We start from the raw sequence: 15,181 nt of genomic DNA on the forward strand, positions 1-15,181 counted from the left end.
ATTTTAATTCCGATCAATTCAATAAAATACGAACAATATAATACCAATAAATTCTTTAAAACGCCTTTAGCATCAATTATCAGCTAAATCCGAACTTTACTCACTTTTTTTAGACTGAAATCCGAAAAAGCATCGACAGAAAAAAAATCCAATGTTATCATTTTTGAAAACACTGGATATTTCAGAGAAGGCGGGAAAATATGAAAGAATTGTACGATGGCAAAACAAAAACAGTCTTACTAGATGAAGAAAACAAGGAAGTTTACTTATTATTTAAAGACAGTGCGACTGGCGAAGACGGCGTTTTTGATCCAGGCTCCAACACAGTCGGCGGCAGCGTTGACGGTAAAGGAAAGATTGGTCTAACGGTTTCTAAATACTTTTTTGAGTTGATGGAGAAAAACGGGATTCCTACTCACTATCTTGATGCCGATATCGAAAAAGGCGTAATGAAAGTTCGCCAACTAACCGTTCCGAACTTGGAATTTGTGTTACGCTATTTTACCGCTGGCAGTATGTGTCGCCGATTCACTTTGCCTGAGGGATTACCTTTTGACCCGCCTTATTTAGAAGTAACACTAAAAGACGATGAGCAGGGCGATCCACTGATTACTGACCGCTTATGCCAAATGAAAGGCATCCTTAGTCCTGGACAATACGACGAAGCACTCGACATTCTAACAAAAGTAGGCGCAGTTCTTAAAGATGCTCTAGCTGAAATGAACTTGACCTTGATTGATTTCAAAATTGAGATTGGCTACGACAACGATGGAAAAATGTATGTCGTCGATGAAATCACGCCAGATATTTGGCGCGTCAAAGATGAAGAAGGCAACATCCCTAACCAAATTGACTGTGCACAATTGATCTTGGATAAAATTCAATAAGCAAAAATAAACTCAGAAAACTTAAATCAAAAAAACACAACTTCACAAAAGCTGCGAAGTTGTGTTTTTTGATTTAACAATCGTACTTGATCCCTTGCTAATACAAAGACCAACTGAAGCCACCAATTATGAATGCCAAATGTGACTCATTTGTACGAAATATTCTGAAATTAGTGATTGTACAGCCTTTGTTCCTTTGATCATCACAGGCAGCATAACAATCATTCCTAATGAGAAACATACGCTCAGGATAAAATTAATGATAAAGAAGCTTTGTAAATTAAGTACCGCCGCCCCAATAACTAGAAGTGGTGAAATAGCAAGCATCCCTGCAGAAAACCAGATACTAGCCATCACTACATAAATCGTAAACAATACCCAAGAAGCCACCAATACGTTAAAAATCACAACACCCATTTTTTTCATTTAAAACAACTCCATTCCTTTTCTCTTTTTTCAAATATAACAAGTAAAGAGGCGAATAGAATCAACCTTGAAACTGAACTTCCACTCAAACTTTAGTTGTATACTCATACAGCCTTTACAATGAACCAAAGTTTTCTTTTGATAAAAGCGCACAAGGCCAAGTATTGAAGCCTTTTTTGTCACCATTACTCTTCTACTCACTTCGCTGATCCTCAACCATTTCCCCAAAAAAGAACAGATCACCTTAAGCAATCTGTCCTTTCGTTTTTATAATTAAGCTCTTAATAAATCGAGCATTATTTTAGAAGTCACCCCAACAATCATCTGCGACTGTTTCTGCTTGATTCGGCTGAGCAGAGCCTGTTGAACGGCTTGAATAGTATTCAAAGCTCGAGCTGCTGCTATCAGACGAAGGAATGAGCACCGACAGTAAAATGTAAAGCAAGATTGGTGCCCCGATCAAAGTGATGCTGGCAAAGACATATATTACACGTGCGATGGTTGGATCAACGCCAAAATATTCTGCGATTCCAGCTAAAGTTCCTGTTAATACCCGATTGTTTTTTGATTTCATCATTCTATTTGTCATTGTGTTTCTCTCCTTTTTCATTTCCCTAATTTATTCAAGATCGTTTTTGAAGGAACTCAATCAATCGTTGAACTCCTGCTTTTCCACTCGCGATGTGTTTCTCTCTTATGTCTTATATTATGCTGAAAATTTAACGATTCGTCATAGGTCAAAAGGAGTATTTTCACTCTAGTCATTAAGTATGATTTTTTCTAAGCTTAGCGTCTATCTAAAGGCTGCTCTCAAAATATTCGATTACTCATCGGATGCTTTTCATCAAACTGCACCAGATCCCAAAGATTGCCATACAAGTCTTTAAAGACCGCCACTGTTCCATAATCCGCTTTTTTTGGCTCTCTGACAAATTCAATTCCTTTTGACAACATCTGTTGATAGTCCCGTTGAAAATCATCCGTTCCCAGAAATAGAAACACTCTGCCGCCAGCTTGATTTCCAATAAAATCCTTTTGAATTGGCTTGGAGGCTTTGGCTAACAAGATTGTCGTTCCATTTGATCCCTTTGGAGAGACAACTACCCATCTCTTATCCTGTTCTGCCTGATAAGTATCCTCTATCAGCTTAAAATCAAACTTATTCGTGTAAAACGCAATCGCCTCATCATAATCCTCTACAACTAAAGCGATATGAACAATACTTTGCTTCATCAACGATCTCCCCATTCATTTTTTTATTTATTATGGATAGTACTCCTCGGTTTACTGCACTATATTTTTCTGATTTTGTAAAAAATCCAGTCTCTTTGCCTTTTTACCTGTATCAATTGGAACCCCAAGTCACCCAGAAATGTTTCAAAAGAATGACTTTCTTTCAACTCTGGTAAGAAATAGCTTATTTTTGAGTACTCACACCCAATTAGAAAAACACCTTTATTGGAAAGTATTCTGCTGATTTCTAAAAAACTGCCTCTCAGATCCTTCCAATGAAAATGATTTTGAAATGCACAAACTAAATCAAAATGATTCATCGGAAATGCCGTGTTGCTTACATCCATCACATCAAATGTTACGTTATTAGCCGCATTGTGCCTGCGAGCTTGCTCAATCGCTGCTTTCGAAATATCTATTCCAATTATAGAACTCGAAACGAATGTCTCGCTAATATACTTCGTCGTTGCTCCATTACCAACACCTATATCTAAGACATTGGAAAATTCTTTTGCCTCTAAAAACGATAGGCACCATTTAGCCATAGGCAAATAAACCTTATTCCATAATTTCATCATGAGCTTGCCCATCAGACCAGATGGCTCCTTTGATTGCTGCAACAAATACTTATACATGACGTACAGTACCAGTAAGAATAAAAGTATCAACAAAATAAACTTCATTCATTTTCCTTTCCGACTCATAGTTTAGTATAAATAATATCACATAACTCTTCTCTGATAGCAGATTCTCCCAACTCATTGACTTTGAAACAATTTTACATAGAAAAAGAGGGACAGTTTTTTCTGTCCCTCGTTCTCTTTCATATATTTTTTAAAAGCAATTTCTACAGCTTAGCTCTACATCTCTTTTTCCAATATGTCCGTTCGTTCTTCAAAGCTTAATTCTTCATGTATTTGATGCAGCATCCACATATAACCAAATGGATCAACAAAAATTGAATTTTCGACAGCACCTTCCATCATCTGAGTGATAGGCTGAATCTCCGTACAGCCTTTATCTAAAGCCGCAGCATGTGTTTTTTCAATATCTTCAACCGCGATATTGAACCAGATCGTATTTGGATGCTCTTTGTCTGGAGCCTTTAATCCATAATCAGAATTCGCATCTAACATATGAAACCGTGTGTTATATAAGTTAAAAACAGCCTCATTGCTTCCTTCAGGATAATCTGTCACCTCAACCACTTCGAGTTCAAAAATTTCCTTATATAAATCCAAGGCAGCTATACTATTTTTAACAACAAAATCAATCTCCGTACCTTTAATCATCCTGTTCCCTCCATCTTCGTTCTGATACATTCCTCATCGCCTTCACATATATAGAGTTTATCATTTCTATTTTTGTAGCGCTAGAAACTGATTCCCGATGAATTCGGATAGACATTTCCAATAGTACTTTCTTGAAAATCCTCGAACATTTTTTCTGCTTAAAGGATTTAAAAAAAAAGAGACAAGCGAAATATCAGCTTATCTCTTACTTCCAATATTAATAAATTTTGATCAGAACTCCATTAGACAACTGAATATATTTTATAGAATCGTTTGTGTTTACATCGAAAGTCTAGAACAAGCAACGTTCTCACACTACTTCCGATACATCTTATTTACGAAATCTTGTCGAGAATCGTTGATATAACAACTTAAAAAGAACTAATTGGTAGAAAACTGGTAGAATGTCTTCAAAACTGTGAATAAATTATTTCGAAATAACACTAAACTAAATTATTTTGTCTAACAAATTTACTACTTGCTTATCTGATTTTGCATATAAATGTCCATATGTCCCAAGAGTTATTTGTATATTTGCATGACCCAAACGTTCTTGAATAATCAGAGGCTGTATATTCTGTTCAATTAACATTGCTACATGAGAATGTCTCAGCGCATGAAGCTTAATAGGTCTAACATTAGCTTCTCTTGCATACTGCTTAAGCCAATTAGAAAATGAATAGGATGGTGTAAATGTCCCATCTAACTGGGAAACATATTGAAATCTCCCAACTTTTTGTTGTAACTGTTTCCATTTTCTCAATTTTTTGCTCAAATTTACTCCAATACCGATTGTTCTATAAGATTTATCTGTCTTTGGAGTTGAAAGATACCAATCGTTCTTTGTCTTATAGACTAGTGTTTTATCTATTGTTATCAGGTTACGTCGAAGGTCAACATTTTCCCACATCAATGCTTGATACTCTCCAATTCTCATTCCCGTATAGAAAAGCATCTCAAATGTGATTTTTCGCTGGTGATTCTGAATCGAATTTTCAGGTATAGTATCCATCACTCGTTGAAACTCATCAACTTCCCAAAAATCAACTTTATTGTTCCTTTTCTTGAATGGAGATACACTATCAGCCGGGCTCTTATCAATAATCCCTTCTTTGACAGCTCTATCTAAAACTATCTTCAAATGTCCTAAAATTCTGTTTACATACGAGTTCGATAACGTTTTAAAGTCAGTACTGTTCCTAGAATTTTTTGTCACAGTATGGCTTAGTTCATTCATCCACTCCTCTATATCATGACTTGTTATATCCATGATCTTCATCTTAAAAAAAGCGACTAGTTTTTTTTCAAAGATAAATTGAGCGTTCTCATATGTCTGACTTTTGACCTGTTTCTCATACCACCTTACAAACCTAAACTTATAGAACTCCTCGAAAGTCATTTGTTTTGCAGCTTGAAGTTGCGGTGAGCTAGTTTGATAATTGCCAAACTGAAGCATGAATTTATCATATGCTTCTTTTGCTTCTTTTTGAGTTAAATACCCCCTCTTAGTCTTTTGAATCTTTTTCCCGTTCTTGTCTAGTCCTAGATATGCCCGAAAAAGCCACATCTTTGTTGCCTTATCCTGATACACATTCCTAATCTTAGCCATTTGAACTTCCCCTCTTTTTAAAGGGAAATAAGTCTACTGTCATTATAGATCGTCCTATGTAATTTGTATATTAAATAATTTTTCTATTATTCTTGCAGGAACGACCCTTACTTGACGGTTTCTGTAAAAATCTACTCCTTCATTTTTGGCTAAGTATTCTTTGCATTTTCTTATCATTTGTTTTGCTTGATATGGTTTAAAACCAAGTTCTACTAATTCTTTAGCGCTTACCATAATCTCAAAACGTTTTTCCATAATTTCTCCTCTCATTTAGGTTTACGTTACTCTAAAAAATTCTAATTTCTCTTCTAAGAATTTTAATATTGAACACATCGCTAGTTTTCTTTGAATGATATTTCTATTCAGTTGTCAATGAACGAATAACACAAATCGAATTTCAGTGCTATTTTCTTTCTCTATAACTAAAAACAATTTATGCACACCAAAAAGCAACTGCTCTCATCCTTTTTTTAATTTATTTTTTCGTACCTTTTTAACCCCTTGTACAACTTAATTAGACATTCTTGATAACAATCCTCTTCGAAGTATCCCCTTCTGCTGGAATTGGCTTTCAGTACTGGCGCAAAACGTTTCACGATCACCTCAAAAGCCCGATCATCCCCTCTTTTCATTCGCAACACCAATGAATACACATCTCTCATAAGTGATCCCCTCGTTTCTTAATAACGCTCAATGGTACAACTATTCTACCTCTCTCAACTTTATCAATATGAGATTCTTCCGTCGATTGATGGCTTGCGTTGAAAGATGGAAATGCTTCGCAATCTCCTTATCTGTCATCTGCAGTTCATACTTCAACCGAAGAAGTTCCCAATCCTTTTCAGTCAACGTTGCCAACCGCTTTTCAAGAAGGTCTCCCCCTAGAAGAGATAATTGATTTTCTTGCCGATAGAGTCGTTCATTGTTTAAAATAGTCCTCATTTTCTCAGGTTCTGCTACGTATTCTCGAAGGAGGCGACGGTTTTCTTTTATGTAGTAGTTTGTTGCCGCATTTCGAATGATTCGAGTAATGTAACTGACTAGCTGTGCTTCTCTTATTGAATGATTCGGATGTTGTTTCATTTATTTCGTCTTCTTTCTTTATTATGTATGGTTCTTACGAACCGATGCATCCTCTACGACTATCCTCATCTAAACACATGGGAACATGTGAGCCTTGTTCCTAGCCTGCTCCCATGCGTTAAGAAATATAGTTGTTGTGTTCAGTTAAAGCGGTCTGGTCCGTTATGAGTCTCTATTAGGTGGCTGTTTCCTCACTTCTTCTCGAATCCATTCGGTTAACACCTCCCAGTCAGTTGGTGTCGGTGGATAGTTCCACATCAACACACGTTCACCCAGTTTCGGGTGTACTTGATGATCTGCCACTACTATATGTGCTTTTTCTGCTGTATTGACGATGGTAATCGGAAGATTCAGTTTATGCTCAATCAAATTTCTTATATTTTCCTGATAAGACGTTCCTGAATAAAAATCGAGTCGCAGGGCAACCTCATAGCGTAAATTGCCTATTTCAAGGACCGCCTCTAACGAGGTCAACAGATGAAGCATCAAAGAACGATTTGTTAAAAGTGCTGGATCAAGCAGAGGCTCCTTCTTAAAATACGACTCTAAAAAAGCCTGGCAAATTTTAAACTGAACAGGATACTGATCAGAAAGATCGCTCTCCCTCAAATAGATCAGACTATCTACGCGCATACTACTACTCAATAAAACGTTCTTAAACATATTCCGAACGGCAAAATCAATCGTATAGAGTAATTGCGTATTCGATTCATCAATGTGATACTGGTTCAAAAATTTTAGAAAGTCCCCTGCAATTTGGTTGATTTTCCTCATAACAGTGACGGTGTACACCATTGTTGGATAGGGGACGATCTTTTCTAGTTCCAGGAAGGATTGAATGAACTGGTATTCTAAGTTTGCACGTTCCTTCGAAAGGTTAAAGCGTTCTTGAATGAACGGAATCGTCGAAGACGATTGTCTTCCTGGAATGAGAAGGTCATTGTTTTTATGCAAAAAATGGCCATTATTGATTCGAATAACTGTAATCATCAAATACATCATCAATTTACTCTGATCACCTTGGCAAAGAGTAACCGCTTTCAATTCTTCGCTTAAAAGCTGGTTGAAAAGTTGCTGAGCCTCTGCTTGAATATACGCTTCAAAAGGAGACTCGATATCCTTAAACAGAGTATGGTAAATAGAAAACAACAGTTGACGGATCGGATATTCCTCTCCTGTCAATTGATGTTTTGCTCCTATCTTCAAACCATAATCTGCAAGAAAACCATTCAGCTCCTTTTTCTTATCATAAAAGCTGCCGGAAGCTAAATGAATACTTGCCTCATAACCCGTGATCGAAAACGATTTTTCCTTGACGACCATATGAAGTAGTTGGAAGAGGTCTGAACGTTTTCCATAATACAAGATCAGCCGAGAAAGGAGATCCTCTACTTGACCAGTAAGCTGATACGTGTTGTCGTCCAGCTCCAGACTACACTCTGCGGATTCCTGTGCAACAAGTTGAATATCGGTCATGAGTTCTTCGCCAAGCTTTTTTACTCCTCGACGCTCCATCTTAAGGTCACGTATAATCTCTGAAATTTTTCGTGTTTGATTCGGACCAGATAAAATGTAATGCACCAGTGTCATCTTTTTCACTTTTGATTGATCAAATAGTTTTTCCATGTTGTTTTTCCTTTCCAAGTTTGACAAGCAGCGCGACAACCTTTGTCTTTTGCCAAATGAAAATAGTAAGATGGTTTTCCGTCAAGAAGGTGTGTGCCCTATTTACAAACACTAAACTTTCTTTAAAGTACCCTACATTCGTTAGAATACATCAACTAGACAACGTCACTTGGACACCTTCGTCAAAAAAATGAACAAACACCTCGAAAAAGAGGGGAAACTCTCTTCTTTACACGACACGATACACCCTTCTCAAACTAGAAATGATGGAAACCTCCACGATGTCTCCGGTCTTTTTTTGAATTTTTTTAAGAAAGTCTGCCTGCACACCTAATCCATAAAAAGAAAAGTCCTCCTCTTTTTCATCAGATGAGAACTTTTCTACCCGTGCTTCATAATTGAATCCATTCAAAATAACCCGAAGGGTTTCTTTCCCTTCATAGACTTCTTTTGGTATCCCCATTGATAAAGGAATGTAGTGTCCTCCTATCTCCAGATTTGATTGATAAATCTCTGACTGAAACTGATAATTTCTTGAACCCATCTCTTTTATCCTCCTGAAAATCCTTTCCTTACTCGTCTATCGTAAAAAAAACAGTTGTTTTCTCCTCTCTAAAAGAGGAAACAATTCATCCCTACCAAGCCAACGATGAGCCTATAACGCCAAGCGAATGATATACTCACCATCGACAGAATAAATATAGGTATAGTCCACTACACCAGACACATTTTGAATCCCTATTCGCCAATACTTATTTCGAGTATCTAATTCCACTAGACAAATCCCGCTGTGGTAATTTTCCAACAGTTTCTGTCTCTCAGAGACATCCTTGATAATCGTGGATAGCTTCTCTAGTCGAAGGTCATTTATTTTTAGATCTCCAGAGAGTGTATCTGACTGTACACTTGGTAGTTGTTTCCAATAATTGAACGGAGACTTCGTCATCAGCTGATACCGATCGTCCTGTTTGGTATCTAGGTTTCGTATCGTCGCCGTCAGTGTGATTGGTTGCTGCCGGGGGACATTTTCAACATGAAAACTTAAGCCAGTGATGATTAGCTTCTCCTCTTGTATATCTTGTTGCTGTATAAGTCGATTGAATGCAGAGGTAACGGTATCTTGTTGAAATAACGAAGGGGTAAAAGAAACGTAACCAGCTAGAAAACCGATAGAAGTTAAAACGAGAGGAAAAATCAAAGCGCCAACGATCCAATACCGTTTTTCTTGAATCTTTTTGATTCTTCCGAAAAGAAGACAACTTCCTACGAATATGACAGAAATAAAACGATACATATCCGGTAGATAAAATAGAATCTTATCCCGATAAAAGCCGCTTTGGTAACTATCCCATCCAAATATCTGTTTTGAAAAACTTGGATGAAAGACAATGACGACGTATCCTACAACTAGAAAAGCAAGACAGGAGAACCCTCCAATCAACAGCCCCTTCTTCACAATCGTTCTCCTACTTCCCTTAAATTTATTCTATGATTCAGTCTAATGACCGAAGTCATTACTGTCTTTGAATCAGTGATCGAAGATCTTCCACATGAGCGTCATATATTTTTGGATCATTCAACTGATTCTCTTTTAAATAAGAAGACAGAAACTCTTCTGATGTACGGGGATGAGTGTCGCCATTCGCAAGTTGAACACTTCCCTCATTTGCTCCTTTGGCAACTTCGTTTCCATCCTCTTTTATTTCATACGTACCATCCTTTGAAATCCAAATATCGTGCTTATTGCTTGTCCTGAGATGAAAATCACCATGCGTTTTCTTGACTTTCGTCCCACCGGAATACCCAATGGTATAATTCATCATGTCTTTCAAAAGGACATAACCGCCATCTTCATAGGTAACTCTATAGGTCTCGTTTTTTTCCTGAGTTATTTTTGTACCATCTTTTGTGATTGCTACCACCTTTTCTCCCTCTGAATAGGCATGCTCTTCATTTGAAAAACCAATACTTTCTTGAATATTGGCTTCTAATTGACTGATTAAGAGGCCTAAAACAAAAAAACACAAGAGCACACTTCCTAAATAAAGCCCCATTTTTTTTGCTATCGCTTTTTTTCTCACTCTAATATCCCCATTTTTTTGTAGTAATTCATTGATACTGCCTGTCTATTTTTATAGTTCTTAAAACAGATGATACACGTAACAGATAAATACTAGAAACATTCCAGCTGCCAATCCAACAACTAGGAAATAAGCTTTTGTTCCCTGCAATAGAGTATAAAGCGTTTTTCTACTCGATTTCCGAACACGTTCTTTCTCCGTATAAAAATTTCTTATTGAACGTCGATAAGAAAAAATAAGAAGGAAAAATGGAACAAGCATTAGGACAATCAAGGAAATGACTGCCATAGAATAGGATAGAAATGGTCTTCGAACGATCAGCCTCTTCCCTTCTATTTTGGGTCCCTTCTTCAAAATGATTTCCTGTATCCCTTTTATTGGAGAGGAATAACGAATCACGACGTGATTCCCTTTAGTTGTAAAATAGACGTTTTTTTCGCTTTTTTTCCTCTCAAAAGAAGGATGGTCAAGTACTTTATATTCTTCTTTTCCATAATGTGTTTCTAGAAAAAAGGAATCTCCTTTTTTTACCCGCTGAAGTTTTGTTACAAGCGCCTGAAATCCCCATCCTCTTTTCAGCTCGATGATCATACATGTCGCAGTACGTCCTTCTTCTGGTAACGAACTAGCCAGTTGATGTGTAAAAGGAAATTCTTTGCCCGCAGGTTGCTTAGGATACCCGATCGTTGTTTCTTCCAACCCTATGATGGGACTACTCAAGAATCCCATCATTTCGTTCGTTTGTTTAAAGAACTGATTAGACGGTTGTGCAATAGCTGTCGATTCTTCCATCATTTCCCTAGTTAAATACTTATTATAAGTTCTTTCATATTGAATCAACTTCTTTTGATCACGAGCGGTTGTTGCATCCAGGATTTGCTTATACGCTTCTTTTTGCTCGCTACTCAAATAACTGATTTGTCCTTCTCGAATAATTGGGAAAAGTGCAAAAAATAGGGCCTGCCCAATTAAACATAGAAAGAGAAACAATTTGATTCGCCAAAACATTTGTTCCTTTTTTTGTATTCTTTTTTTCATAATTTTTTTTCAAGTTGTTTGGAATGACTATTTGATCCAGCCCTTCATAGAGTCTCTTATCTGAATCAAGATTTCAAAATGAAAAGTGAACAACATTGACACTCCTTCTACTTATCCTATGAAACTCCGATGGAGTTTTTCATATTTTCTTGTGTGCTAACGCTAACTATTCCGTTTTACTTAATTGGTATCCTTGACCCCAAACCGTCTGAATTGTCCAACTGTGAAGGTCATGTTCCTCAAACTTATACTTGATTCGTTTGATAATATTGGACAACTGAATCAATTGTGAGTTTGATCCTTTTTCGTTTCCCCAAACGTTTTCACGAATAGTTTCTCTATCGACCGTTTCTCCCACAGACTCACTTAGTAATTTTAGAACTTGTTGTTCCTTCTTAGAAAAATAGGAATATGGGAATTCTTGAATAACAATGTCCGATTTAGGATTCTTTTTAGTAGCTATCACTCCGCTCAATTGTTCTCTTAATTCTTCCATTGAGGGATCTAGGGAAATATGAGCAACTGATATAGAGATTTTAGATGTTCTTGTTTTCACCTCTTCCTCTGTGCACTCTCCAGATACCACTAAGTCCGTTCGGCGAAAGATTTGATGATTTTGTAAACTCGTATTTTTAAGCACATCTTTAACACTCTGATTTGACACGCTTTCACTAAAGATTACTGCACTAAAATAGGGCAGGAATTCCCGATAACTTTTTCTCAGTTCTAATTTCTTCAGTAATTCTTTGCTACAAAACACCTCATGTCCCAATGTGTTTAATTGTTGCAGAAACGCTTGTTCTCCAGATACATTATTGGTTAATAGTAAAATGTTCATTTTTCCACCTCGACAATTTGCGATTTTACAGCGTCGTACTTTCTGCTTCGTTTCGCAAACTCCCTTTCGTTAATTGTGTGACTTTCAATTGTAACTCTTCGTAAAGATCAACCACAGCTTCTTTTGACTCGTCAACTTCAAACAAAATTTTCTTCGCGCGATTTCCAATATTTTCTAGCTCTAGTTCAGCAGAACTAATTAAATGTTTCGCTTCTAATTCAGCTTCCTCGATCGTACGATTGGCTTGTTTTCTTGCCGATAGTAATACTTCTCCAATTTCTTGTTGGGATTGGACCACCTCTTGCTTCAATGCGTCATTGGCTTCCATCAACTCTTGAATTTGTTGCTTGGCAAGGACGTAGTCCTTGGTATCGATCGTTGATTCGTTTGTAGTCATTTCCTGGCTCTTTCTTAATGCCGTAATGGTTAAATCTCGCTCTGCCAGTTCCTGACGGACTGTACTCAATGAGTCGGTCTTTTCTGCGACTTCTTGTTTTGTCGTATCCAGTGCTGTTTTCATTTGATTCAATTGCTCATTTAATTCGTCTTGAATTGCTTGTTGCTGACGGATCTTTTCAGCAGTCATCGTTGCTTGTTCTTGTTCGGCTTTTAATATTTCTATCTCCGTATCCTTTTCAGCTAAGATACGCTTTAAGTCTTCCAAGGTTTCTGCCATTGATCCAGCAGTAGTGTCAAACGCCGTTTGCGTGCCTATTTTATTTTCTAGTTTCGCAATCTCTTCATGTGCTTCGAAAAGTGCACTATTTAGTGCTGCTTGTTCTTTCTTCAGCTTCGATTCCAACGCTTGATTTTTCTCTTCCGCTACCTTCAGTTTTTGTTCCATTTCTTCTATTGTCATCCGTAGTTCCTCCACTTGGTTTTGTGTCATTTCCGATGTATCGTTCTCATTCTCAAAACGCTCGGTTAATTGAATGTTTTTTTCAGTAAGTTCAAATAGTTGTTCATGTAATCCAGCAAGCTGTCTCTCGTACTCCGTAACCCGATGTTCGTGTTCTGCTTTCTCTTCGTCTAATTCTTGTTGAAGCTGAGTGTCTTTTTCCATCAACTGCTGGATCTTTTCAGCTTGCTCATCCTCTTTGTCGGAATCTTGTTGCATCGTCGCAATCTTCTCTTCTAACAAAGTAATCTTGCTGTCTCTTTCCTCGAGTTGCTGAGTGAAAACCTGAAGGTTTTTCTCTTTTTCTTCGAGTTGATTTAGATGCGATTCGTTTTCTCGCTCCTGTTCTTTTAATTGCTGAACCAAATTGTTTTTCGCCGCTTTTTCCGCTTTTACTTGCTCATTTAACCGTTTGATTTGATTCTCTTTTTGGGTTATCTGATCAGTGAATCCGTGATTTTTTTGCTTTTCACTATCCAACTGTTGGCGCATGGTCTGTTCGCTTTTCTTATGGTTTTCTAATAGCTCGTTGAGATTCTTTTCAGACACTCGTTGTTTCTCCAAGGTGTCTTCTAAGGTGCGGATTTCCTGCGTCTTTTCATCGGCTTGGCTTTTCGCAACGCGTAATTCTTTTTGATTCGTTGCTAATTGTTCGCTCAAATTTTTTAATTGCGCTTTGGATTGATTGACTTGCTGCTGTAAATTTTGTTGTGCCTCAATCACCTGTTCTTTTTGACTTTGAGAGTCCTTTTGATTTTTAAGGGCATCATTCAACTGTTTCTGCAATTGTTGAATTTTCTTATCCCGTTCTTCACTGCTCTTTTCTGAAAAATGTTGTTGTTGTTGCTTCTGTTCATTGACTGTTTTTAATTCTTTTCGTGCCTGTTCAAGGGCACGGGTACTTTTTTCTTTTTCCTCTGTTAACTTTTCTATTAACGATTGTTGCTCTTCATAATGACGCGTATCCTTTTTCTTACTTTCCAATTGATTTTCTAATTGTTCGATATAACTTTCCTGTTGCTGCTTTTCTTCTTTTTGAGTACGAATCGTTGTTCGTAATTCTTCGTTGGCCCATTTCTCTTGATAAACAGATTCCAATAGTTCATTATGTTTCTCCTGGATCTCATTTCGTTCAATCGTGACAATAGCTAAGCGCTCTTCTGTTTCTTTCAATCTTTGTGAAACGGCTTCTTCTTGATCTGCACGTTCTTTCAATTCTTTAATCTGTTCCTGTAGTTTTCGAATCTCTCGGTTTTTTCGATCCAATTCTGCACTTGCGGACAGTGCTTGTTCGTGAAAGCTCTCTTCCGAGAGCTCATTGATTTCATCCACAATATCTTTGGTAAAAAACCAGCCGCCTTTTTTCTTTGTAGCCATTACCCTTTTCCTTTCCGTACGTTCTTTTGGAGTTCAAGTGTTTGCCCATTTGAAGTTCGAACAAACGTTTCTTCGTAAATCACTTTTTGTTCTTTACTTTTAAGGCTCTTCACTTGAAAATGAATCTCTTCGACTGCAGAAGCTTTTTCAGTTTGAAGAATCATTGCCGTAATATTTTCACTCAATGTAGAAATATTTTCTGCCGTTGGTTCAATACTTCCTGAAACAACAAGGGACATCTTATTGGTTTGTTCCTCTTGTACAATTGCCACAGTTCCTTTTCCTATGTATGGAACAAGTTCCTTAGATAGTTGTTGTTCAAGCGTGCGTCGTCCTTTTTCCGTCAAGCGCTCTTTTTGTTCTTGTAACTGCTTATTTTCAAATATTTTTCCTGTATTGGAATATCCTTCCAATACCTGATTCTCTTTAGATCCCTTAACGATAGGGATTTCTTCCACGCGCTCGAAGAGCGTCTGAACGACTTCCCGAGAAATCTGGTCTTTTCGATCAATTGCTTGTACTTGTTGCGTCAACTGAAACATTAGACCAAACATTCCCAGCAACAAACTACTAAGCAAAACACTAATGACCATAAACGTAAGCGTTGTTCGTTGTGTTTCTTTCTCTTTAAAAAGGTAATATTTTTTTCGAAACTCCTCTGAGTAACGTGCTAGGTCGTTCACTCTTCTTAACCGATAAAACCTTCTTAACCGTACGAAAAGGAGGAAGAAGATGCCTATCACAACACCTATGCCTATAATCATGATTGTTTCCACTATTTTCTCTCCTCGTT

Annotated in this window: 18 protein-coding genes; 1 reads left to right on the top strand and 17 read right to left on the bottom strand. The window is 37.3% G+C overall.

Features of this window, described 5'->3' with window-relative positions; translation table 11 throughout:
• Positions 1 to 200 precede the first annotated feature (200 nt).
• On the top strand, positions 201 to 887 hold the full coding sequence (locus tag IGI67_RS06185) for a phosphoribosylaminoimidazolesuccinocarboxamide synthase (protein WP_429957121.1): 687 nt from the start codon (positions 201 to 203) through the stop codon (positions 885 to 887).
• 126 nt (positions 888 to 1,013) lie between these two features.
• Here IGI67_RS06185 and IGI67_RS06190 read toward each other — a convergent pair whose 3' ends face one another.
• The 17 genes from IGI67_RS06190 to IGI67_RS06270 all read right to left on the bottom strand — a co-directional run bounded on the left by IGI67_RS06190 (position 1,014) and on the right by IGI67_RS06270 (position 15,164).
• A complete protein-coding gene (locus IGI67_RS06190) occupies positions 1,014 to 1,313 on the bottom strand; it encodes a hypothetical protein (RefSeq protein ID WP_429957122.1) in 300 nt (99 codons plus the stop codon).
• A 301-nt stretch (positions 1,314 to 1,614) separates the two neighbouring features.
• Positions 1,615 to 1,902: a PspC domain-containing protein gene (locus tag IGI67_RS06195; RefSeq protein WP_207107095.1), complete on the bottom strand. Its 288-nt coding sequence runs from the start codon at positions 1,900 to 1,902 to the stop codon at positions 1,615 to 1,617.
• A 221-nt stretch (positions 1,903 to 2,123) separates the two neighbouring features.
• Positions 2,124 to 2,546 (bottom strand): VOC family protein, encoded by a 423-nt coding sequence (locus tag IGI67_RS06200; protein WP_429957123.1) that lies wholly within the window; start codon positions 2,544 to 2,546, stop codon positions 2,124 to 2,126.
• A 59-nt stretch (positions 2,547 to 2,605) separates the two neighbouring features.
• Positions 2,606 to 3,229, bottom strand: coding sequence for a class I SAM-dependent methyltransferase (locus IGI67_RS06205; RefSeq protein WP_429957124.1), 624 nt, complete (start codon positions 3,227 to 3,229; stop codon positions 2,606 to 2,608).
• Between the two features lie 177 nt (positions 3,230 to 3,406).
• Positions 3,407 to 3,838 (bottom strand): VOC family protein, encoded by a 432-nt coding sequence (locus IGI67_RS06210; protein WP_429957125.1) that lies wholly within the window; start codon positions 3,836 to 3,838, stop codon positions 3,407 to 3,409.
• A gap of 448 nt (positions 3,839 to 4,286) precedes the next feature.
• Positions 4,287 to 5,447 carry a tyrosine-type recombinase/integrase gene (locus IGI67_RS06215; RefSeq protein WP_429957126.1) on the bottom strand — a complete coding sequence of 387 codons (1,161 nt, stop codon included), beginning with the start codon at positions 5,445 to 5,447 and terminating at the stop codon, positions 4,287 to 4,289.
• Positions 5,448 to 5,501: 54 nt separating this feature from the next.
• Entirely contained in the window at positions 5,502 to 5,702 is a 201-nt protein-coding gene (locus tag IGI67_RS06220; RefSeq protein ID WP_429957127.1) for a DUF3173 family protein, read from the bottom strand.
• Positions 5,703 to 5,917: 215 nt separating this feature from the next.
• Positions 5,918 to 6,109: an RNA polymerase sigma factor gene (locus tag IGI67_RS06225; RefSeq protein ID WP_429957128.1), complete on the bottom strand. Its 192-nt coding sequence runs from the start codon at positions 6,107 to 6,109 to the stop codon at positions 5,918 to 5,920.
• Between the two features lie 40 nt (positions 6,110 to 6,149).
• Positions 6,150 to 6,530, bottom strand: coding sequence for a sigma-70 family RNA polymerase sigma factor (locus IGI67_RS06230; protein ID WP_429957129.1), 381 nt, complete (start codon positions 6,528 to 6,530; stop codon positions 6,150 to 6,152).
• A gap of 162 nt (positions 6,531 to 6,692) precedes the next feature.
• The gene (locus IGI67_RS06235) at positions 6,693 to 8,156 is read right to left on the bottom strand and encodes a helix-turn-helix domain-containing protein (protein ID WP_429957131.1); all 1,464 of its coding nucleotides are present in this window, start codon (positions 8,154 to 8,156) and stop codon (positions 6,693 to 6,695) included.
• 229 nt (positions 8,157 to 8,385) lie between these two features.
• On the bottom strand, positions 8,386 to 8,700 hold the full coding sequence (locus IGI67_RS06240; protein WP_429957132.1) for a hypothetical protein: 315 nt from the start codon (positions 8,698 to 8,700) through the stop codon (positions 8,386 to 8,388).
• A 111-nt stretch (positions 8,701 to 8,811) separates the two neighbouring features.
• A complete protein-coding gene (locus IGI67_RS06245; RefSeq protein WP_429957133.1) occupies positions 8,812 to 9,612 on the bottom strand; it encodes a hypothetical protein in 801 nt (266 codons plus the stop codon).
• A gap of 58 nt (positions 9,613 to 9,670) precedes the next feature.
• A complete protein-coding gene (locus tag IGI67_RS06250) occupies positions 9,671 to 10,237 on the bottom strand; it encodes a hypothetical protein (protein WP_429957134.1) in 567 nt (188 codons plus the stop codon).
• 60 nt (positions 10,238 to 10,297) lie between these two features.
• Entirely contained in the window at positions 10,298 to 11,275 is a 978-nt protein-coding gene (locus tag IGI67_RS06255) for a hypothetical protein (protein WP_429957135.1), read from the bottom strand.
• Between the two features lie 166 nt (positions 11,276 to 11,441).
• A complete protein-coding gene (locus tag IGI67_RS06260; RefSeq protein ID WP_429957136.1) occupies positions 11,442 to 12,113 on the bottom strand; it encodes a helix-turn-helix domain-containing protein in 672 nt (223 codons plus the stop codon).
• A 25-nt stretch (positions 12,114 to 12,138) separates the two neighbouring features.
• Positions 12,139 to 14,388: a hypothetical protein gene (locus IGI67_RS06265; protein WP_429957137.1), complete on the bottom strand. Its 2,250-nt coding sequence runs from the start codon at positions 14,386 to 14,388 to the stop codon at positions 12,139 to 12,141.
• Complete coding sequence (locus IGI67_RS06270; protein ID WP_429957138.1) at positions 14,388 to 15,164, bottom strand: hypothetical protein; 777 nt, start codon at positions 15,162 to 15,164, stop codon at positions 14,388 to 14,390. The genes IGI67_RS06265 and IGI67_RS06270 overlap by 1 nt, the downstream gene beginning before the upstream one ends.
• Positions 15,165 to 15,181 lie beyond the last annotated feature (17 nt).

Source organism: Enterococcus sp. AZ196, assembly GCF_050498845.1.
GTDB classification, from domain to species: domain Bacteria; phylum Bacillota; class Bacilli; order Lactobacillales; family Enterococcaceae; genus Enterococcus_A; species Enterococcus_A murrayae.